Origin of the sequence: Clostridium acidisoli DSM 12555, assembly GCF_900176305.1 — a bacterium.
GTDB lineage: Bacteria > Bacillota > Clostridia > Clostridiales > Clostridiaceae > Clostridium_I > Clostridium_I acidisoli.
The window spans coordinates 1-21,256 of the sequence record NZ_FWXH01000012.1 but is presented as its reverse complement, the minus strand read 5'-3'; the positions used below and the strand labels follow the sequence as shown (position 1 = coordinate 21,256).

Below are 21,256 nucleotides of genomic sequence, written 5' to 3'. Positions count from 1 at the left end.
AACCTTTATAGTACCTTATTACTTAATTATAGATTAAATTCCTTATTTATGAAACCTGTATTATATTTACCCTCAATAAATGAACGATTATTAAGTATTTTGTATTGAAAATCTATATTAGTATCAACACCTTCTATTACAAACTCACCTAATGCTCTTTTCATTTTATTTAAGGCTTCCTCCCTGTCTCTTCCATAAACAATTAGTTTAGCTATCATAGAGTCATAGGTTGGTGGAATTATATATCCTTGGAAAACTGCACTGTCTATTCTAACACCAATTCCACCTGGAAAATTAAGTGCTTTTATTTGACCAGGAGAAGGTCTAAATCCCTTTTCAGGATTTTCTGCATTTATACGACATTCTATTGCATGACCTGAAATTTTAACGTCCTCTTGTTTAAATGCAATTTCGTGTCCTGATGAAATTTTTATCTGTTCTTTTAACAAGTCTGTTCCAGTTACCATTTCTGTAATTGGATGTTCTACCTGTATACGAGTATTCATTTCCATGAAATAAAAATCTCCATGTTTATCTAAAAGAAACTCTATTGTGCCTGCATTTCTGTAGTTTACAGCTTTTGCAGCCTTAACAGCAGTTTCACCCATTTTTTTTCTTAATTCTTCAGTCATAACTGGTGATGGTGACTCTTCAAGAACTTTCTGGTTTCTTCTTTGTATGGAACAATCTCTTTCACCTAAATATAATATATTGCCAAAATTATCTCCTAATATTTGAAACTCTACGTGCCTAGGATCTTCTATAAATTTCTCAATATACATAGTATCATCACCAAAAGCTACCTTAGCTTCTGTTTGTGCTGTTTCAAAAGCCTTTTTAAATTCACTTTTTTCTTTTACTACTCTAATTCCTCTTCCACCACCGCCGGCAGATGCTTTTATCATTACAGGGAACCCTATTTTTTCCGCTTCTAAAAGTGCATCCTCTAAGCCTTTAACTGCACCTTCAGTACCTGGTATAACTGGTACTCCAGCATTAATCATTATTTCTCTAGCCTTTGATTTATTACCCATATTGTCTATGGTTTCAGCATCAGGTCCTATAAATACTATGTTACATTCTTCACACATCTTTGCAAACTTGCTATTCTCAGATAAAAACCCAAATCCAGGATGAATAGCTTGTGCTCCTGTAAGTACTGTTGCACTTATTATATTTTGCATATTTAAATAGCTATCTTGTGATTTTGCTGGTCCAATGCATACTGCCTCATCTGCAATTTGCGTATGCATCGCATCCCTGTCAATCTCTGAATAGACAGCAACCGTAGCAATTCCTAGTTCTTGACAAGCTCTTATTATTCTAACTGCTATCTCACCTCGGTTAGCAATCAATATCTTTTTAAGCATACCTATACTCTCCATTTCTAAAGCTTACTGCTTATTATTTATCTACTAACATAAAAGTAAGTTCAGCTTCTGCAGCTTTTTTACCTTCCACTGTAGCTGTGCCTTTACCTACTATTACTGGTCCTTTGATTTTCACTATTTCCACTTCTAATTTTAAAGTATCTCCTGGGACTACTGGCTTTCTAAATTTAGCTGATTTTATGCCACCAAATAGTGGGGTTTTTCCTTTATACTCATCCATGGATAGTATAGCTGTTCCTCCAAGTTGTGCCATTGCTTCAACAATGAGCACTCCTGGCATAACTGGATAACCTGGATAATGTCCTTGAAAAAAGTTTTCATTAATAGTAACATTCTTATACCCTAGAACTCTTTTCCCTGGTTCTACTTCTTCTACTCTATCAATTAGAAGCATTGGAAATCTATGTGGTATTATTTCCATTATCTGATTTATATCTAAACTCATAATTTTCTCTCCATTCATTAAGTCAGGAAACTAATTACATCTGATTTTGAATAAACCCTGACCGTATTCAACCATTTGTTCATTTTCCACAAGAACTTCTACAATTTCACCATCAAATTCTGAATCTATCTCATTCATGAGTTTCATAGCTTCAATTATACAAAGTGTGTCTCCCTTTTTAACTTTACTTCCAATTTTAACAAAAGCATCATTTTTAGGATCCGCTGAAGCATAATAAGTTCCAACTATTGGTGAAGTTATTGTTTTAACATTCTCATCATCTACAATTTTTTCTTCAGTTTTTATTGCTTCCTTAGGTTCATTTATTTCAACTTTAGATAATAAATTTTCTTTTTCGCTTTCAGCTAATATTACCTCATTTTCTCCCTTTAGGGATCCTTTTTTCATTGTTATATGAATACCTTCAGTTTCTATGTCTAGATATGTTAATCCTGTTTCTCCTGCTGTTTTAATAAGCTGTTCTATAGCTTTATAATCCATCTTATTACCTACCTCTCCATTTCTTAAATACAAGTGCTGCGTTATGTCCACCAAATCCTAAAGAGTTAGATAGTGCAAATTGCAGTTCTGTCTTTCTTCCCACATTTGGTACGTAATCCAAATCACAATCTGGATCACTAACCTGAAGGCCTACTGTTGGTGGCACAAAATCATCTTGAAGAGCCTTAACGCAAACAACAGCTTCAATAGCACCCGCTGCTCCTAATAAATGTCCTGTCATAGATTTTGTTGAACTAATAGGAATCTTATATGCATTTTCACCAAATACCTTTTTAAATGATGCTGTTTCTGTTTTCTCATTTGCTTGTGTACTTGTTCCATGTGCATTTATATATGAAACCTCTTCTGGTTTAATTCCTGCATCTTCAATTGCCATAAGCATTGACCTTGCGCCGCCTTCTCCATCTGGTGATGGTGCGGTTATGTGATATGCATCACAAGTTGCTCCATATCCAACAACCTCTGCATATATTTTTGCATTTCTTTTTACTGCATGCTCATATTCTTCAAGTATTAACATTGCTGATCCTTCTCCCATAACAAATCCATTTCTCTCTGCGTCAAATGGAATTGAAGCTCTTTTAGGATCTGTACTCTTGCTTAATGCTGTTAGTGATATAAATCCTGCAATTGATATTGGAGTAATAGCTGCCTCTGTTCCACCTGCAAAAATTATATCTGCATGATTTTCCTTTATTTTGTGAAATGCTTCACCAATGGCATTATTTGCAGATGCACATGCAGTTACAATGGTAGTACATATACCCTTTGCTCCATATTTTATTGCTATGTTTCCAGCTGCCATGTTACTAATTATCATTGGTATTAACATTGGTGAAACTCTATTAGGTCCTTTTTCATTAAGTTTTATTTCCTGCTCTTCTATTGTTCCGATTCCACCTATACCACAGCCTACTATTACTCCTATTTTATCCATATTCTCATCTTCAAAATTTAATTTTGAATCTTCAACTGCCTGCTTTGAAGCTGCTAATGCAAATTGACAAAATCTGTCCATTCTCCTAGCTTCTCTTCTTTCTATGTAATCCTCTGGATTAAAATCCTTGACTTCTGCTGCAAGCTTTGCCTTAAAATCTGTTACATCAAAAGCTGTTATCGTATCAATACCAACTTTACCATTTGAAATCGAATTCCAAAAAGTATCTACATCATTTCCAACTGGTGTTATTGCTCCCATTCCTGTAATTACTACTCTTCTACTCATATATTTTTCGCCTGCCTCCATCTTTTAATTATCTTTTATTGCATTACCATTCCGCCATCAACATTTACAACCTGACCAGTTATATATGAAGCCATGTCTGATACTAAAAATGCTACTGCATTTGCTACATCTTCTGTATTTCCCGCCTTTTTAAGTGGAATTCCTGACATTATAGCTTCTTTCTGTTTATCAGACAATTTATCAGTCATATCTGATTGAATAAATCCAGGTGCTACTGCATTAACTGTGACCCCTCTGCTTCCAAGTTCTCTTGCCAAAGATTTAGTCATTCCTATAAGCCCAGCTTTAGCAGAGGAATAATTTAATTGACCTGCATTTCCTGTTATTCCTACAACTGAAGTTATATTTATTATTCTTCCAGATCTCTTCTTTAACATTATACCACTTGCATGCCTTATCGTATTAAATGCACCTTTTAAATTTACTTCAATAACCTTATCAAAGTCCTCTTCTTTCATTCTAATTACAAGTCCATCCTTTGTAATTCCTGCGTTATTTATTAGTATATCCAATGTTCCAAATACCCTAACAGCTTCCTTTATAAGTTCTTCTGCTTCATCAAATTTACTTACATCCGCTTTTACAGCTATAGCCTTAACACCTTTTGCTTCAATCTCTTTAACAAGTTCATCTACAGGTGTACTTCTATAGTTAACAACTATATTTGCACCAAGTTCTGCTAGTGATAATGCTATTGCCTTACCAATACCTCTACTTGCACCTGTTATAACTGCGGTTTTACCCTGAAGACTAATTCCTGACATGTATTCTCATCTCCTTATTTATACTATTTTAATCCTTCTACACATTTATTTAAACTGTTTAAATCTTCTACATTAAATATCCTTAAACTTCTATCTACTTTTTTTACAAAACCACTCAAAGTTTTGCCTGGTCCTATTTCTACAAAAGTATCTACTCCATCAGCTATCATTCTTTTTATAGTATCTTCCCAAAGCACTGAACTCATAACTTGTTTTTGTAATAGTTGTTTTACATCATCTTTAGATTTAATATAATCTCCAGTAACATTTGTTATGACTGGAACATTAAAATCATTTATTTCCACTTGTTCAAGTTCTGTTTTTAATTTATCTGAAGCTGGTTTTAACATTGAAGTATGAAATGGTCCGCTTACTTGAAGCATTACTACTTTTCTAGCTCCTGCTTCTTTTGCTATGTCTATTGCCTTCTCTACAGCTAAAACCTCTCCTGCCACAGCTATCTGTCCTGGGCAATTAAAGTTTGATGGTTCTATAATTCCAAATTCACTTGCTTTTTTACATACATCTTTAACCTTATCACCATCTAACCCTATAACTGCTGCCATGGCACCTTCTCCCATAGGTACAGCTTCTTGCATAAACTTTCCTCTTTTTTTAACTAGTTTAACTGCATCACTAAACTTAAAAATCCCACTATAAACAAGAGCTGTATATTCTCCAAGACTTAATCCCGCCGCTAAATCAGCTTTAATTCCATTCTCTTCTAAAGCCTTAAGTGCAGCTATACTTGTAGCCAAAATAGCAGGCTGAGTGTTCTCTGTCTTATCTAGTTCCTCTTTACTTCCTTCAAAACAAAGCTTACTTATCTTAAACCCTAGTACATCATCTGCCTCTTCAAAAGTTTCTCTACTCACTTTACAATTTTCAAATAATTCTTTTCCCATACCAACGTACTGGGCACCTTGACCAGAAAATAAAAATGCTATCTTTCCCATACTGTTTCTCACTCCATAGTCTTTAAATTATACTAATATTTTAGTACTTAATAAGTTTTCTGCTTCACTGAACATTTCCTTTATAATTTCTTCACAACTTTGAGTTTTACATACAAGACCTGCAATTTGTCCGGCCATAACTGATCCATTATCTGTATCGCCTTCTTTTACTGCTTTTGGAAGAGCCCCCCTGCCTAATTCCTCAAACTTTTCAGCAGCTGCTCCCTCTTTTTCTAAAATCTGAAATTTTCTTGTAAGTTTATTTCTTAACACTCTAACAGGATGGCCTGTAGGTCTTCCTGTTACCACAGAATCAATATCTTTAGCTTTTATTACTTTTTCTTTATATTTTTCATGAACCGTACATTCATTTGCTACTAAAAATCTAGTTCCTACTTGAACTCCTACTGCTCCAAGCATAAGTGCCGCTGCTATTCCTCTTCCATCACCTACACCACCAGCTGCAATTACTGGAATATTTACTGCATCAACAACTTGAGGTACCAGTGTCATTGTAGTAAGTTCCCCAACATGGCCACCTGATTCACAGCCTTCTGCTATAACTGCATCTACACCACTTCTCTCCATTCTTTTTGCAAGGGCAACTGATGCAACTACTGGAATAACCTTAATATCATGTTCTTTCCACATTTCTATGTATTTTCCTGGATTGCCGGCACCTGTTGTAACAACTTTAACGCCTTCTTCACAGACCATTTTTGCTACCTCTTCAGCATTATCGCTTAATAACATTATATTAACTCCAAAAGGTTTATCTGTTAATTTTTGGGTTTTTCTTATTTCATCTCTTATATAGTCCACAGGTGCATTAGCAGCTGCTATTATTCCTAGACCTCCTGCATTAGACACTGCTGCTGCAAGTGAGCTATCAGCTATCCAAGCCATTCCACCTTGTATAATGGGGTATTTTATTCCTGTCATTTCGCAAATTATGGATTTAATCATAATAACCTCCTAATAGTTTTCTTATCCTTAAAATATCTACAGGCCAGATCAATCAGTAATGTATATTTTAAATCCATTTACTCCTTTAATCTGACCCTAGTTAATTATTCCTGTTTAATTCTGTCTTTTATAAATTTAACTGCATCTTCAACAGTAATTATATCATCAGTGTCTTCAATTTGAATATTGAACTCATCTTCAATTTCCATTATTATCTGAAAAAGATCTAAAGAATCTGCCTCCAAATCTCTGTTAAAAGCTGTGTACATTTTTATAGTATTTTCATCAACATTTAACTGTTCCGCTGTAATGCGCTTTACTGTTTCAAATATCATACCAACATACTCCTATAATTTTATATATATTACCATTCAATAAGTGCGGATCCAAAAGTTAATCCTCCACCAAAGCCAATAATTATAATTTTATCGCCGCTTTCTAGCAAGCCTGCCTTTGACATTTCATCTAGTGCAATGGGTATGGTTGCAGCAGATGTATTGCCATATCTATCTAAGTTTATAAAAAACTTACTACTGTCAATATTAAGTTTTTTAGCCACGTGCTCTATAATTCTCATATTTGCTTGGTGTGGAACAATATATTTAATATCATCTATGGTATATGGACTATCTTTTAATACTTCTTCAATACCTGTAGGCATTGCTTTAACCGCAAATCTAAATACTTCTTTTCCATTCATAGATATTACTTCTGTTTTTTCATGATTTTTGGTGACAAATGGATTTTTAACACTTACTGCAGGACACTCCAAAAACTCTGCACCTTTACCGTCTGATCCAGTAAATATTGATAATATTCCGTTAGTTTCACTTCTTTTTAATATGGCAGCACCTGCACCATCTCCAAAAAGCACACAAGTTGATCTATCCTCCCAATCAAGTATCTTTGAAAGAACTTCTGCTCCAATAACAAGTACTGTTTTTGCTGCTCCAGTTTTTATAAATTGTGTAGCTACGTTTAGTCCATATATAAATCCTGAACAGGCTGCTCCAATATCAAAACATGTAGCATTATCTGCACCTATAATTGCTTGAACTAAACATGCAGTAGATGGTGTAAATGAATCTGGTGATGTTGTAGCAAGAATTATTAGGTCTAATTCTAAAGGATCTATTTTTGCATCTTTTATGGCTCCTAATGCTGCCTTAGCTGCTAAACTTGAGGTGTTCTCTCCTTCTGTTATTCGTCTTTCCTTTATACCAGTTCTTGAAGAAATCCACTCATCACTAGTATCCACTATTTCTGAAAGTTCAAAATTAGTCACTACTCTTTCTGGTGCATAACTTCCAACCCCTATTATCTTAACATTATTCACATAATCACTCCCTATTAGCCCTTGTTTTAAGCTTATATTTTTCTTTGAGAAATATGTTAAGTTTTTCCAAAGAATTTACTAAGATATTTTTTTCTTCTTCATTTAAACCATTTGTAGTCTCTTTAATCATATCTCTATGAAATTTCGCATGAATCCTATATGCAAGCTTTCCTCTCTTAGTTAAAGCAATCTTAACAACTCTTCTATCTTCATCTGATCTCTTTCTCTCGACATAACCTTTTTTAACCAAATTTCCAATAGCTATTGTGAGTGTTCCTACTGTAATATTAAGATCTCCAGCTACTTCAGACATATTTCTAGGAACATACATTCCGATAGCTTCAATAGTATGTATTTCAGTTACAGATAAGTCATTAAAGGAACCCGCTCTTAATGCAGACTGTTCTATTGTCAAAATATCATTAAAGATATCTACCATTAATTCATTCATTACAGCTAAAGCCCTATCCACTTATATCACCGCTCTTAAACAAGATATACTTGTATTTACTTGAACTATTCAAGTGCCTTTTCACAATCGCTTACAAGTTCATCAATAAGCTCTTTTACTTTTACAATTTTATCTAACCTATATCCATTAGCACCCGTAAAAAGAAGTCCATCATTAACATTTCCTTTGACTGAATTTATCAATGCTTTGGATATACAATATGGAGTATCCTTAGGATTACATGGCTTCAAACAGTTGTAACATTTATCTATTTTTTCATTATTCTGCTTTATTCTATTGATAAATGTGTTTTTAATAGCTCTTCCTGGCATTCCTACTGGACTTACAACAATCTCTATATCTTCTTTTTTGCACTTTAAGTATTCCATTTTATATTCTAAGCTTGCATCACATTCCTCAGTGGCAATAAATCTAGTTGCCATTTGAACACCTGCTGCACCAACTTTTAAACATTCTGCAATTTCTTCACCTGTATATATTCCACCTGCTGCAATAACAGGTATTTTTTTATTATGTTTTTCTTCAAAAGGTTTTACTGCCTCAATAACATCCTTAACTATTTGAAGTAACTTCAATTTTCCATCCTTTAGTTCGTCAAGTGAATATCCAAGATGTCCCCCTGCCTCTGGTCCCTCAACCACAACTAAATCAGGTATACGATTATGCTTTTTATCCCACATCTTACATATAACCTTTGCTGCTTTCCCTGATGATACTATAGGTGCAATCTTAGTTTTAGAACCTTCTACAAGTCCTGGCAATGTCATTGGCAGACCTGCGCCTGAAATTATAATATCTATGCCCTCTTCTACCGCAATTTTAGCTGTGGTATTATAATTATTTACTGCAACCATAATGTTTAAGCCAATTATTCCATTTGGACTTATCTCTTTTGCTTTTCGTATATGTTTTCTTAGGGCCCTTTCATTTGCTTCTTCTGTATTCGTATCGAAATCAGGCTCATCAAAACCAATTTGTACAGATGAAATAATCCCTACTCCCTTACAATTTGCAACAGCACCTGCAAGACGTGAGCGGGATATACCTACACCCATACCTCCTTGAACTATGGGAATTTCTGCTTTTAAATCTCCTATTACCAACGGAGGTATTCTCATAATTATCTCTTCCTTTTCTATTTATATTAAATTTTATATTCATAATCAAATATTTTGATAATCAAAGTATATATAAATTTATTATTTTAGTCAAGAAATTTCTTATTTATTTACATTTATGTTAATTTTTCAAGGTTTATTAAATATTCTTTTTTATCAACTCCACCAGCATATCCTATAAGTTTTCCTGATGCCCCTATTACTCTATGGCATGGAATTATTATAGCTATCTTATTTTTATTATTTGCTAGTCCTACAGCCCTTGCTGCTTTTGAATTTCCAACTTGAGTTGCAATATCTTTGTACGATCTACATTCACCATAAGGTATTTTTAGAAGCTCATTCCAAACCTTTTTCTGGAATTCCGTGCCTTTAATATTTAATTTAACTGTAAAATTCTTTCTTCTATTTGTAAAATATTCATTAAGTTCTTTTATACACAAAAGCATATTGTCATCTAGCTTATCAGTTTCATATACTTTGTCATTTTCATTTAAAAAGTTTAATTCCTCAATTCCTTTATCTGAACCTTTAATCTGTATTACCCCAATGGGAGAATTATAATATGCACTATACATATTCACCAGTCCCCTTTTAAATTATTATATATAAATATTATAACTTAATTTACTGTAATTAAACATATTACATTAAATCGTTACACTTTCTAACCTCTTAACTTTATTATTTACAATCTTGCCATGAAACTGTAACAAAGTCCCTATATTATGTAACTAAACCTTAACACATTGGAAATCATCAATTAGCTTTTAAAATAGAAACTAAATCTTAGGAGGAATTTAAAATGAATAGAGCTTCACTAAAAAAATTAATTATTTCTGCATTAATTTTAGTAGTAATTGCAGGTGGAGGTTACTACTTATATGCTACAAAATTCAAAGCTAGCTCAACTGCACAAAGCAGATATATTACAGAGCAGGCTACAACAGGCACTATAAATGTTACAGTTACAGGAACCGGGGCTGTATCCTCTCAAGCAACAAGTGATGTAATAATTCCAGGTAACGGTACTTTAAGCAATTTTAAAGTTACTACAGGAAGTATCATAACGCAAGGTACCTCTTTAGGTTCTGTTGTAGACTCAAACCTTAACAGTCAAGTAGCAACTGATCAATTAAAACTTAGTCAAGCTAAGCAGCAGCTCACTCAACTTCAGCAAAAACAAGCTAATGATGCTAGTCTTGATCAAGCTAAAATAAACCAAGCTAATCAGCAACTTGCTGAAGATCAAGCTAATCCAAGAATCGACCAAGCAACAATTGCTAAAGATAATAATGATATTACAACAGCTCAAAATGCATTGACCAATGACACAAATACAGACAACAATAATATAGCAAATCAAAATTTAACAATTCAACAGGCTCAAACTACACTTAACAATGATAATACATCGTTAAGTAAAGATAATATAATTGCCCCAATAAGTGGAACTTTTGAAAATGTAGCTAATGCAAATGGAGATACAGTTCAATCGGGTAAAACCCTTGGAACAATTGTAGATCTTACAAAATTGCAAGTTCAAGTTGCTGTAGATGAACTTGATATTAGTAAGGTTAAAGTTGGACAAAAAGCTAACATAACATTTGCTGATGTTGCCGGCAAAACATATACAGGAACTGTAGCAAGTATACCGGATAGTGGTACTACTTCAAATAATGTAACCACTTATAATGTAGTTGTTACAATTGATGATTCCACTGGTTTAAAACTTGGAATGAATGGAAATGTTACTATAAATGTACAAACTAAGGACAACATTGTAATGGTACCTTCTGCTGCAATTCAAACTATAAACGGTAATAAATATGTATTAGAAGCTTCATCAAATGGATCTGGAAGTTCAAACAGTTCATATTCTGGTAGCAGTAAAAGAAGCTCCTCATATTCTGGTGGCGGAAAGAATGCCCAATCAGCTGGAAAACTTGTAGAAATACAAACTGGTATTTCAAATCAAAATTATGTTGAAGTTACAAGCGGTTTAGATGACGGTCAAAAGGTACTTGTTAAATTACCTAGTGTTTCTTCCTCCACATCTTCTGGCAGTGGAAGAGGCGGCTTCGGTGGCGGTAGTGGCTTCGGCGGCGGTAGTGGTTTTGGAGGTGGCAGCAGCTTCGGCGACGGTAGTGGTAAAAGTTCCAAAGGTGGAAATTAATTTATTTGCCTCATAAAAATTAATTATGGAGGAATATAATCATGATAGAGATAAAAAATCTAAGTAAAATATATGAAATAGGCAAAGAGAAACTTTATGCTTTAGATAAGGTTTCTCTGAGAATCGAAGAAGGTGAATTTGCTGCTATTGTTGGTCCCTCAGGTTCTGGTAAATCCACATTAATGAATATCTTAGGTTGCCTTGATACGCCTACTGAAGGTAGTTATCTTCTCGATGGAAAACCTGTTGAAAGTTTAAATGACGATCAATTAGCATCAATACGAAATGAAAAAATTGGTTTTATATTTCAAAGATATAATCTACTTACAAAATTAAATGTATATGAAAATGTAGAAATTCCTTTGATTTATTTAGGACTTGGAAATGCTGAAAGAAAAGAAAGAATTCAAACAGCATTAGAACAAGTTGGTTTAGCTTCCCATATTCATCACAAACCAACAGAACTCTCTGGTGGTCAGCAGCAAAGGGTTGCCATAGCCCGTGCACTTGCAACTAACCCATCTGTTATTATGGCAGATGAGCCTACTGGAGCTTTGGACAGTAAAACAGGAAAAGAAGTCCTTGCTCTTTTGCAAAAACTTCATAAATCAGGAAGGACCATCGTTCTAATAACACATGATTTATCAATCGCTGCAGAAGCTGAAAGAAGAATTCAAATTAAGGATGGTCATATAATTTCTGATGATGGAGGTGACACTAGTGAAAACTTATCAATTGCTCAAAATGGCCATTAAATCAATTATAACTAATAAAATACGGTCTTTTCTCACAATGCTTGGAATAATCATTGGTATTGCCTCTGTCATAATCTTAATTGCTATGGGACAGGGAAGTACAAAATCAGTTCAAAATTCAATACAAAGTATGGGTACTAATCTCATAACCGTAAGTATTACAGCTGGACAGGCAAAGGAAGTTTCAACTCAAGAATTAAATGAACTTAAAACAAAGCCAGGTATTAAAGATATATCACCAACTATTAGTTCAAATAACGTTAATATCTCTAGTGGTGATCAAACAGCAACAACAACTGTGCAGGCTGTAGAACCTAACTATGAAACAATTAAAAATACACCTGTAGAAAGTGGTAGATTTATTAATCAAGATGATTTGGATAATAGATACTATTCTGCAGTAATAGGTACCGATGTAGCAACTGAGCTCTTTAACAGTACAGATGTTGTTGGACAGAAAATCACTATATCTGGTGTGTCCTTTGATATCGTTGGTGTATTAAAATCACAAGGAACTAGTTCTAATGGTTCTGCAGATGATACTATAATGCTTCCACTTACAACCGCTCAAAGACTTTTAAAGACAACACAAATAAAGACCTTCTATGTTCAAGCGTCTAGTTCCGATAAGGTAAACACTGCAATGGAATATCTAGAATTATTTTTAGATACTAAATATGGTCTTTCTACAAGTTCTTCAAGTACTGTAACAAATCAGTACTATAGAGTATTTAACCAAACAAGTTTGCTTCAAACAGCAACATCTACAACTCAAACCATGACAAACGAACTTGCTGGAATAGCTTGTATTTCTCTTTTAGTTGGTGGTATTGGCATAATGAATATAATGCTTGTATCAGTAATGGAGCGTACTAGAGAAATTGGTATAAGAAAAGCCTTAGGTGCTAAAAGGAAGGCCATACTTATGCAATTCTTAATAGAAGCAATTTTTGTAAGTGGTATTGGGGGTATTTTAGGTGTAATTATTGGTGTTGGTGGAAGTGAGTTATTACAAACCTTTAACCATACGGCAATTTCATTATCAGGTTCCGTAATATTAGCTTCTTTTGCCTTCTCCGTAACAGTTGGAGTTGTATTTGGACTATATCCTGCAAATAAAGCTTCAAAACTTAGTCCAATTGACGCCTTAGCTCAAGAGTGATATATATCTAAAAAACTAGACTTTATGTCTAGTTTTTTACTTTGAATTAATTAGTTTTGCCTGTTCTTCATAATCATCTGGACGCAAATCATCTGGTACACTTCCTACAATGTTTCCCACATTATATCTAGCGCAGCTTAAATAACCTCCATAACAAAATTGTTTTTTATATTGAATAATATCTTCACCATCTCTGCTATTAATATATGGACATGCTTCAATATTAGGACATTGCATACAATTCTCCCTATATAAAATTTTTATATAAGTATATGAATAGTCTTAAATTACTTATTACTATTTTTTAATAAATACGATTTTTACGTAACATTAAGAAATTATGAAGTACCTGGTTAAAGAATTTTACTCTACTACGTAAGTAAAAAGGTGAAAGATTGCCAGAGTGGCAAGATTAAAGAATTAACGGTAATACCATTAATGGTGATAGAATTTGCTTTCAGCAAAAGGTTTATGATCTAAAGTATATTGATACTGATTTTTTGACCTAAGGTCATGGTATTCAATGTATAAGTATTTATTACAATATTAACCACAGTATGAGCAGCAAAGGCTACGCCTAAAAGGGGTCGCGCCAACATTTCCGACAAAATCCACGCTAAGGAATTAAATTGATAAAAAGTTGACTTTTTACCCACTCTAAGCCATTTTATGGATTATTAATATTCAAGGGTCTTAATTCATCGGATTCAAGAACATTTTTAACATCAAAATTATATTCACCAAGTAAATTGATATGTTCCCATCCTAATGGGGATATATGTTTAAGTAAACTTTCATCAAAATCACAAGTCTGTTTTAAATGATCTATAGCCTTTTGTAAGTAAGTAGTATTCCAAATGCTCATAGCATTAATTATAATATTAAGAGCACTGGCTCTTTGAAGCTGATCTTGCAACTCTCTTTCTCTAAATTCTCCATGCCTACCAAAAAATATAGCTCTAGCAAGTGCGTTCATAGCTTCTCCTTTATTAAGGCCTCTTTGGATAGCCTTCTAAGTGATTCATTAGTTATATAGTCTAATATAAAAATAGTTTTTTCAATTCTTCCAATTTCTCGTAAGGCAGTAGCTAAGGCGTTTTGCCTTGCACAAGAACCTATTTTACCCATTATAAGTGAACCTGTTACATTACCTTCTCTTATAGAGTGTGCCATTCTTAATACATCATCAAAGTTTTCCTCAATTGTTTTAGTATTAATTCTGCCATTCTTAATACTCTCAATTTTAGGATACTCACTAGCCTTTCCAGTACAATATAGTTTAATCTCTGATATATCCCTAATCCTTGGTGCAAAGCGAAATCCTAGTAAATGGCTTAATCCAAATACCTGATCAGTGTAACCTGCTGTATCTGTATAATGTTCTTCAATATTTAAGTCCGTCTCATGATAAAGAAGTCCGTCAATTACATGCACTGCATCCCTGGCATTAGTATTTATAACCTTAGTGTAAAAAGTTGAAAATTGATCACTTACAAATCTATACATGGTAGCACCTTTACCAGTTCCGTAATGTGGATTAACGTCACCATGTAAGGAAGACACCCCAATTTGAACACGCATACCATCACTGGATGAAGTGCTGCCATCACCCCAAAAGGCTGCTAAAAATAATTTATGATGATAATTAACAAGTGTAGATTGTGCTTTTTTCATGGCATCATCATATAATCTCCATTGTGCTATATTAGCCATTTGTCTATAAGATATGCCAGGAGTTGAATCAGCCATTTTTGACAACCCTATATTAGTTCCCATAGCCATAAGAGCTGCCATTAGTATTGTTTTTTCTTCACTTTTAGTAACGTGTCCGCTTGAAGCATGAGTAAAATTTCTATCAAAGTCTGTCCACTTTGATACTTCCAAAAGCAGATCAGGAAGTTTAATTCTAGGCATCATTTTATATAACTTTTGACTTAATAAAACAGCTTCAGGATGGGTATCCTTTTCTAATTTATCAATATGTATCTTAGAATTTTCAACCACTACACCATCTAACGTATCAATATTTTTTGAAAACCACTTTAATCTACTATTTAACGATTCAATTCTTTCTTGTAGGTATTCTCTCACATCTAGATTAACTGCAAGCCTTGTACCTGTTTTTCTAACATTGTTCCATTCATCACGTGGTATAAGATATTCTTCAAAGTCTTTGAAATTCTTACTTCCTTCAACAGAAACATCTCCAGAGCGTATTCTATTTTTAAGTTCAGTAAGTGTTGCTATTTCATAATAGTGGCGGTTTATTGAACCATCTTTTTAATATAAACATTTGTTCCAACGGTTAGCTATAAAATCCGTTGGAGCATCTTCAGAAACTTTTCGATTTCCATTCTCATTCATATCATTTAATATATTTATAGCATCAATTAATGGTTTTGAAGCATTATTTGTTGAATTAAACTTCAGATACTTAACTAAAACAGGTGTATATCTAGGGAGTTGATTATATCGACTGTCCAACAAGTCAAGATAATCATAGCTTACTGGCCTTGCTAAATTTTTAGCTTCCTCAACAGATTCTACAAACTTACTCCATGTCATTACAGACTCTAATGTTTTAAATGGGTCTAATTTTTCATCCCTTGCCTTTATCAAAGCAGCCACAATATCTATATAGTGAACAATCTTTTCATTCAATGACTTACCATTTTGTTTTTGTAATTCCTCTTGTTTCTTACGACCTTTAGACAATAGAACATTTATCTGTCTGTCGTGTATTTCAATTGCTTTATCTATAAGGTTTTGGCTTAATTCATATAGGTATAAAGCTAATATTGCATATCTCTTTTTTTCTTCAAATCTTCTTAATGAAAATGGTTCATATTTAGATCCTAACCTGGATAATTGACGAATTCTATTTGGATACAGCCCTGCAATATTTAGTTCAAGCTTTAAGCTTCTTATCAATTCTAGTCTTTCTATTACTTCTGCAAATGCTTTTGGTGATGAATGTCCTTGATCTTCTTTCAACCAACCAAGTTTTGTATTTGTATCCTCAGTTTGAGCATTTATAAGCATATCTAGTTTAAACTTTTGATCACTTGTAATGCTATTATTTACAATTTCAATAAACTCTTCATCAGCCTTTGCTATCACTTCGCTCACAACCTTCTCAATGGTAGTGATACCTGGTAGTATTATCTTTTGTGTTTTAATTTCGTTGATTGCTAATTTCATCAGATTTATGACATTATCATTTTCAATGGCATAAGGTAACAAAGTTTGTGTTAGGGATTTAGTGTGTTGGTCAGTATAATTTGTGAATCCATATATTTCTCTAATCTCTTGTAAATGTTCTAGTCTTGTATTCTCTCTTTGAGCATATAATGCAAGCTCTTTTGAGCTAACTTGTATTTGTTCTGAGATGTAATTTAAAACACTTTCAGAAATATTATTTATACTGATAAAAGACCACCCTGGATTACGTAGTAAAGCTAATTGAACAGCAAATCCAATACGGTTATAATCTCTTCTATGTTTGTTAATAATACCAATATCATATGGAGAAAAAGTATAATATTTTGCAATTTCATATTCACTAATATTCTGTGATATTTGAGTAAATTCAAGTCTTTGATCCTCTGTCAGTAAAATTTCTGGTGCTGCCATTACATATCAACTCCTTGGTTAAATTACTAGAACTATTTATTGTTGTTAATATATCGATAAAGAGTAGTTTTGCTGACGCCAGTTGCTTTCGTAATTTCAGAAATGCTGTGATTTTTGCTAGCATACATCTTAACTGCTAATTTAATATCTTTATCATTTGTCTTTGGACGCCCACCCTTTTTTCCTCTTGCACGTGCTGCATTAAGTCCTTCTATTGTTCTTTGCGATATTAGATCTCGTTCAAACTGACTAATACCTGCAAATATAGTAAACATCAGTTTTCCTTGTGCTGTTGTAGTATCAACCCAAGATTCCTTAATTGATTTAATGTTAGCTCCTTTTTCTTCAATCTGCTCCACAAGACTAAAAAGGTCTTTAACACTTCTACTCAATCTTGTAAGGTCTGCTATTATGATTACATCTCCATTACGAATTTGATCTAACATTTTATTAAGCTCAGGCCGATCCTTTTTTATACCAGCCACTTTTTCTTCATAAATTCTATTGCAACCAGCCCGGTTTAGTATATCTATTTGCCTATCTAAGTTTTGTTCTTCAGTACTTACCCTAGCATAACCTATATTCAAGCTATCACCTCACTTTAATAGTACCAAAAATGGTGGGCGGTAGTCAATTTTGAAACTTTGTTTTTGGTAATAGTTTTGGTGCCGAAAAGTATAAAAATAAGGACTAAAAAGTATATAACTCTTTTAGTCCCTAAAACGACTGTTAATGGGAATATATTATGAATAAAAAATATCATAAAAATTTTCTTTATTGTCGTTCCAAAACTAAGCCTCTCTATTGAATAAATATACCGTTTTGGTACTCTAGTATATAAACTGAACGTTTCTTGACAAGTCCAACTAAGATTTAATAAGTCTGACTCCCAGATCAAATGCCTTCTTCATATTTTCAGTTGAAATTTTTTCCATGCGATTTGATTTTTCTTCTATATCCGGCATTTCATAAACGTACTTTGAATAATCGTCAAACATAACGGTATTAGTCAAATTTAGTAATTCACAACTACCCAATGTATGACTAAATATTTCTGTTAAAATATTTAAAGTATCCTTAACCCCTCTTTCAATACAATCTTCATCACTCCCATTCATTGTTGTTATCAGGGCTGTTTTAAAGTTTTTGGGTTTAGGACCTGTGCCTCTAGCCCCATAATCAAGATATTGGAAAAGCAATCTATCTGTAAATGAACGCATTTGACCAGATAGATTGCCATAATAAATAGGCGAGCCAATAACAATTACATCTGATTGTTCAATACGTTCCAATAAGGGCTTAAGTTCATCATTTTGCATACAATGTCCATAAGATTTACTGTTTTTCAATTTACAAGCATAACAACTGGTACAGCCTTTGTAGTTAAGATCAAAAAGATTTACAAATTCAGTTTCAGCTCCTATTGATTTTGCGCCTTCAATTACTTGATGTAACATTTTTGAGGTATTACCTTGTTTTCTTGCACTACCACATACAGCTATAAGTTTCATAAATTATCTCCTTCTTTATATCATTTTAAATTAAACATAACTAATTAAATTTTTGCCTCTATTCTTTTGTTGTTCTGTCAACAAATTTATTTTATCGTAATTTTGTTGTTCTGTCAACAAAAACATGACAATAAAAAATGCAGCCGATTCTATTAAAACAGGTTGCATTTTTTATTGTCATTATTCAAATTTATTGCAATTTCCTATATCTAACCCAACTTCTTGTATTTCTCCATCCAAATGCTTACTATATTTCTCAGCAAAGCTAAGCATGCTGTCAAATTGTTCCTTAGTCATCTGCTCAAATATGGCTTTATCCCGCTCATGAAACTCTTTGTGTATTTCCTCATGAATTTTATTAATTGCTTTCCCTTGCTCAGTAAGCCTAAAATAGATTTCTTTCTTATTATTCGGCTTCTGATAGCTTTCAACGATACCTTTTTTTATGAGCTTCTTAGCCATTCTGCTTATGGCACCCCTAGTGACATAAAAAGATTCTGCAAGTTTTGTCACGTTAGAATCCGCGTTTTTTCCAATATATTCAATGCAATGTACTTCAAAAGCCTTATAACTTTTAAGACTGTCTTTCATTTTAAAATTATTTAGCAAATCCATCTTACTCAACATGTTTCTTAAACTCATTATGACTTGTTCTTCTTTGTTCATGACCGTCCTCCAATTTTATGGTACTTTGACAATATTATAATATCTTTTTGTTGTCATTTCAACAAAATTAGAATAATTATTTTAAGGAAAGGGCTATATCTGAAAAAAATAGAAACCAAAAAGTCTAACCATTCAATAAGCAATACCCTTTATCATTTGTACAAAATTTAAAAGATGTTACAAATAAAGATGAAACCTCCTGTGTTATTTGATTTGTGGTTACAGCCAGGCAACTCAAATTTCAAATTTTACAGTGTGGCATCTATTTTTTTCAAAGTTCATTCATTTTCTTTACAGGAATGCTCCAGTATCAAAGTAATGTTAACATTTATCTTTGCTCACATAAAGTCAAGTGCACCAGAGAGCTTAAAGATAATATCATACAAGATGATTGTTACTTCTTGGTACACGACTGGATACATACACTACTCCGTATTACCACCTTAACTTGGATAAAAGTACAATATTTTACCATTTAATTCCTTAGCGTGGTTTTTGTCAGAAATGTTGGCGCGACCCCAAGTTAACCCAAAACCTATTTTTCTAAATATTTTACAAGTTCTCTTCTAAGTAAATCTAATATTGTAAATGTAGCTCTATCTCTAACTTTTTGTCTGCTACCTGCAAAGTTTAATTTTCTTGTAATCACCTTTCCAAACATGTATATTCCCACATACACAAGTCCAACAGGTTTCTCTTCACTTCCACCACCTGGTCCTGCTATTCCTGTTGTAGAAATACCAATGCTAGTTCCAGCAGTCCTTGCTATACCTTGGGCCATCTCTGCTGCGCACTCACCACTAACTGCTCCAAACTTATTTAATGTGCTTTCTTTTACACCTAGCCTTTTCATTTTAGCCTCATTACTATATGTTACAGCACCTTCTAAAAACACCTTTGAAATACCAGGATAATCTATAAGTTTTCCTGCTACAAAACCACCTGTACAAGATTCTGCAGTTCCGATTGTAAGATTGTTTTCAATAAGCATTTTCGCTATTACTTCCTCAATTGACTCTTCATCTACTCCATACACGTTTATATCCCCAAGGACTTCTCTTATCTCCTTTTCTACTGGAATAATAAGCTTGCGTGCTTCTTCTTCATTTTTACCCTTTGCAGTTACTCTTAAATGTACCTCATTATCTTTAGCATAAGGTGCAACCGTTGGATTCTTTTGTCTATCTATTATATGTCCAATTTCCTTATCCACACTGCTTTCTCCAATTCCACTAACCCTTAATACCTTTGATACAAGTGTTCCATCTTGAAACTTTTTAAGATATGGTATTATACTTTCCTGAAACATGGGTTTCATTTCTTTTGGAGGTCCAGGAAGTAAAGCTGCAATCTTCCCTCCATCTTCTATAATACAACCCGGAGCAGTTCCATTATGATTTTCAATAATAATGCAGCCTTCTGGAAAATATGCTTGTTTTTTGTTGTTTTCAGTAGGAACTCTGTTTATTTTTTTGAAAAAACCCATCATCTCTTCTAATGATTTTTCATCTAATAGTAATTTTTTATTAAAGTATTCTGCTGCTATTTCTTTTGTTAAATCATCTTTTGTAGGTCCTAGTCCTCCAGTTGTTATAACAATATCAGATCTGTTAACAGCGATATTATATGCATTTTTTAATCTTTCTGGATTGTCTCCGACCACAGTTTGATAAAATACGTTTACTCCAATATTGGCAAGTTCCCTAGCAATATATTGAGCATTAGTATTAAGTATATCTCCTAATAACAGTTCTGTACCTACTGATAAAATTTCAGCTCTCATTTATTCCACCCCATTTTTATATTTGTTAGTGTCATTATTAAATAAATTATACCATAATGCATATTACTGCTAAACAGGAGTATTTTTTATAACTAATGGAAAAGATATACTTGTATATTCTTTAGTTCGAAATATAAAGAAATTGCGACGTAAGGTGAAGGGTTTTATCCCTGCTAAGCGCGGATAAAAGGTGAAGTGTTTATGGATAGATCCATAAAGTCTAAGGAAATTTTTGCTCCTTAGGTCGGAAAAATAATGAATTTATGTGTCTTAATATTTAGAGACAACAATAATATGTATTTTAACCATAGGTTTTACTTTTAGGCGTAGCCTTTGGTGTTAATATGATAGTTT

At 33.2% G+C, this 21,256-nt stretch carries 20 protein-coding genes and 1 pseudogene; 3 read left to right on the top strand and 18 right to left on the bottom strand.

The annotated features are described in order from the left end of the window. Positions 1-26: 26 nt before the first annotated feature. The 12 genes from B8978_RS13430 to B8978_RS13375 form a co-directional block, all read right to left on the bottom strand. Positions 27-1,370 carry an acetyl-CoA carboxylase biotin carboxylase subunit gene (locus tag B8978_RS13430; protein WP_084116557.1) on the bottom strand — a complete coding sequence of 448 codons (1,344 nt, stop codon included), beginning with the start codon at positions 1,368-1,370 and terminating at the stop codon, positions 27-29. A gap of 34 nt (positions 1,371-1,404) precedes the next feature. Continuing rightward, positions 1,405-1,836 carry a 3-hydroxyacyl-ACP dehydratase FabZ gene (fabZ, locus tag B8978_RS13425; RefSeq protein WP_084116556.1) on the bottom strand — a complete coding sequence of 144 codons (432 nt, stop codon included), beginning with the start codon at positions 1,834-1,836 and terminating at the stop codon, positions 1,405-1,407. A gap of 30 nt (positions 1,837-1,866) precedes the next feature. Next, the gene (accB, locus tag B8978_RS13420) at positions 1,867-2,337 is read right to left on the bottom strand and encodes an acetyl-CoA carboxylase biotin carboxyl carrier protein (RefSeq protein ID WP_084116623.1); all 471 of its coding nucleotides are present in this window, start codon (positions 2,335-2,337) and stop codon (positions 1,867-1,869) included. Positions 2,338-2,341: 4 nt separating this feature from the next. After that, positions 2,342-3,583: a beta-ketoacyl-ACP synthase II gene (gene fabF / locus B8978_RS13415; protein WP_084116555.1), complete on the bottom strand. Its 1,242-nt coding sequence runs from the start codon at positions 3,581-3,583 to the stop codon at positions 2,342-2,344. Between the two features lie 35 nt (positions 3,584-3,618). Continuing rightward, a complete protein-coding gene (gene fabG / locus B8978_RS13410; RefSeq protein ID WP_084116554.1) occupies positions 3,619-4,368 on the bottom strand; it encodes a 3-oxoacyl-[acyl-carrier-protein] reductase in 750 nt (249 codons plus the stop codon). A 23-nt stretch (positions 4,369-4,391) separates the two neighbouring features. Beyond that, positions 4,392-5,324 carry an ACP S-malonyltransferase gene (fabD, locus tag B8978_RS13405; RefSeq protein ID WP_084116553.1) on the bottom strand — a complete coding sequence of 311 codons (933 nt, stop codon included), beginning with the start codon at positions 5,322-5,324 and terminating at the stop codon, positions 4,392-4,394. A gap of 27 nt (positions 5,325-5,351) precedes the next feature. Continuing rightward, a complete protein-coding gene (gene fabK / locus B8978_RS13400) occupies positions 5,352-6,290 on the bottom strand; it encodes an enoyl-[acyl-carrier-protein] reductase FabK (protein WP_084116552.1) in 939 nt (312 codons plus the stop codon). Positions 6,291-6,394: 104 nt separating this feature from the next. Next, positions 6,395-6,625 (bottom strand): acyl carrier protein, encoded by a 231-nt coding sequence (gene acpP / locus B8978_RS13395; RefSeq protein WP_084116551.1) that lies wholly within the window; start codon positions 6,623-6,625, stop codon positions 6,395-6,397. A 29-nt stretch (positions 6,626-6,654) separates the two neighbouring features. Next, positions 6,655-7,626, bottom strand: coding sequence for a beta-ketoacyl-ACP synthase III (locus B8978_RS13390; RefSeq protein WP_084116550.1), 972 nt, complete (start codon positions 7,624-7,626; stop codon positions 6,655-6,657). A gap of 4 nt (positions 7,627-7,630) precedes the next feature. Next, entirely contained in the window at positions 7,631-8,098 is a 468-nt protein-coding gene (locus tag B8978_RS13385) for a MarR family winged helix-turn-helix transcriptional regulator (protein ID WP_139796054.1), read from the bottom strand. Positions 8,099-8,142: 44 nt separating this feature from the next. Continuing rightward, a complete protein-coding gene (locus B8978_RS13380; RefSeq protein ID WP_084116549.1) occupies positions 8,143-9,216 on the bottom strand; it encodes an NAD(P)H-dependent flavin oxidoreductase in 1,074 nt (357 codons plus the stop codon). Between the two features lie 116 nt (positions 9,217-9,332). Then, complete coding sequence (locus B8978_RS13375; protein ID WP_084116548.1) at positions 9,333-9,794, bottom strand: methylated-DNA--[protein]-cysteine S-methyltransferase; 462 nt, start codon at positions 9,792-9,794, stop codon at positions 9,333-9,335. Positions 9,795-10,021: 227 nt separating this feature from the next. Here B8978_RS13375 and B8978_RS13370 point away from each other — a divergent pair, with 227 nt between their 5' ends. Genes B8978_RS13370 through B8978_RS13360 form a run of 3 tightly spaced genes read left to right on the top strand, consistent with a single transcriptional unit; the run spans position 10,022 to position 13,309 of the window. Beyond that, entirely contained in the window at positions 10,022-11,392 is a 1,371-nt protein-coding gene (locus tag B8978_RS13370) for an efflux RND transporter periplasmic adaptor subunit (RefSeq protein WP_084116547.1), read from the top strand. A 41-nt stretch (positions 11,393-11,433) separates the two neighbouring features. Further along, entirely contained in the window at positions 11,434-12,147 is a 714-nt protein-coding gene (locus B8978_RS13365; RefSeq protein WP_084116546.1) for an ABC transporter ATP-binding protein, read from the top strand. Continuing rightward, positions 12,113-13,309: an ABC transporter permease gene (locus B8978_RS13360; RefSeq protein ID WP_084116545.1), complete on the top strand. Its 1,197-nt coding sequence runs from the start codon at positions 12,113-12,115 to the stop codon at positions 13,307-13,309. The genes B8978_RS13365 and B8978_RS13360 overlap by 35 nt, the downstream gene beginning before the upstream one ends. A gap of 36 nt (positions 13,310-13,345) precedes the next feature. Here the strand turns inward: B8978_RS13360 and B8978_RS13355 are convergent, their stop codons facing one another. From B8978_RS13355 to B8978_RS13330, 6 genes and pseudogenes are all read right to left on the bottom strand, one after another. Further along, positions 13,346-13,546: a hypothetical protein gene (locus B8978_RS13355; protein WP_084116544.1), complete on the bottom strand. Its 201-nt coding sequence runs from the start codon at positions 13,544-13,546 to the stop codon at positions 13,346-13,348. A 430-nt stretch (positions 13,547-13,976) separates the two neighbouring features. Continuing rightward, positions 13,977-16,942, bottom strand: a pseudogene (locus B8978_RS20560) (Tn3 family transposase). A gap of 32 nt (positions 16,943-16,974) precedes the next feature. Then, a complete protein-coding gene (locus tag B8978_RS13345; protein ID WP_084116543.1) occupies positions 16,975-17,529 on the bottom strand; it encodes a recombinase family protein in 555 nt (184 codons plus the stop codon). A 279-nt stretch (positions 17,530-17,808) separates the two neighbouring features. Then, positions 17,809-18,453 (bottom strand): flavodoxin family protein, encoded by a 645-nt coding sequence (locus B8978_RS13340; protein WP_084116542.1) that lies wholly within the window; start codon positions 18,451-18,453, stop codon positions 17,809-17,811. A gap of 180 nt (positions 18,454-18,633) precedes the next feature. Next, positions 18,634-19,119, bottom strand: a complete 486-nt coding sequence (locus B8978_RS13335; RefSeq protein WP_084116541.1) for a MarR family transcriptional regulator — start codon at positions 19,117-19,119, stop codon at positions 18,634-18,636. 535 nt (positions 19,120-19,654) lie between these two features. After that, a complete protein-coding gene (locus B8978_RS13330; protein WP_084116540.1) occupies positions 19,655-20,902 on the bottom strand; it encodes a competence/damage-inducible protein A in 1,248 nt (415 codons plus the stop codon). Positions 20,903-21,256 lie beyond the last annotated feature (354 nt).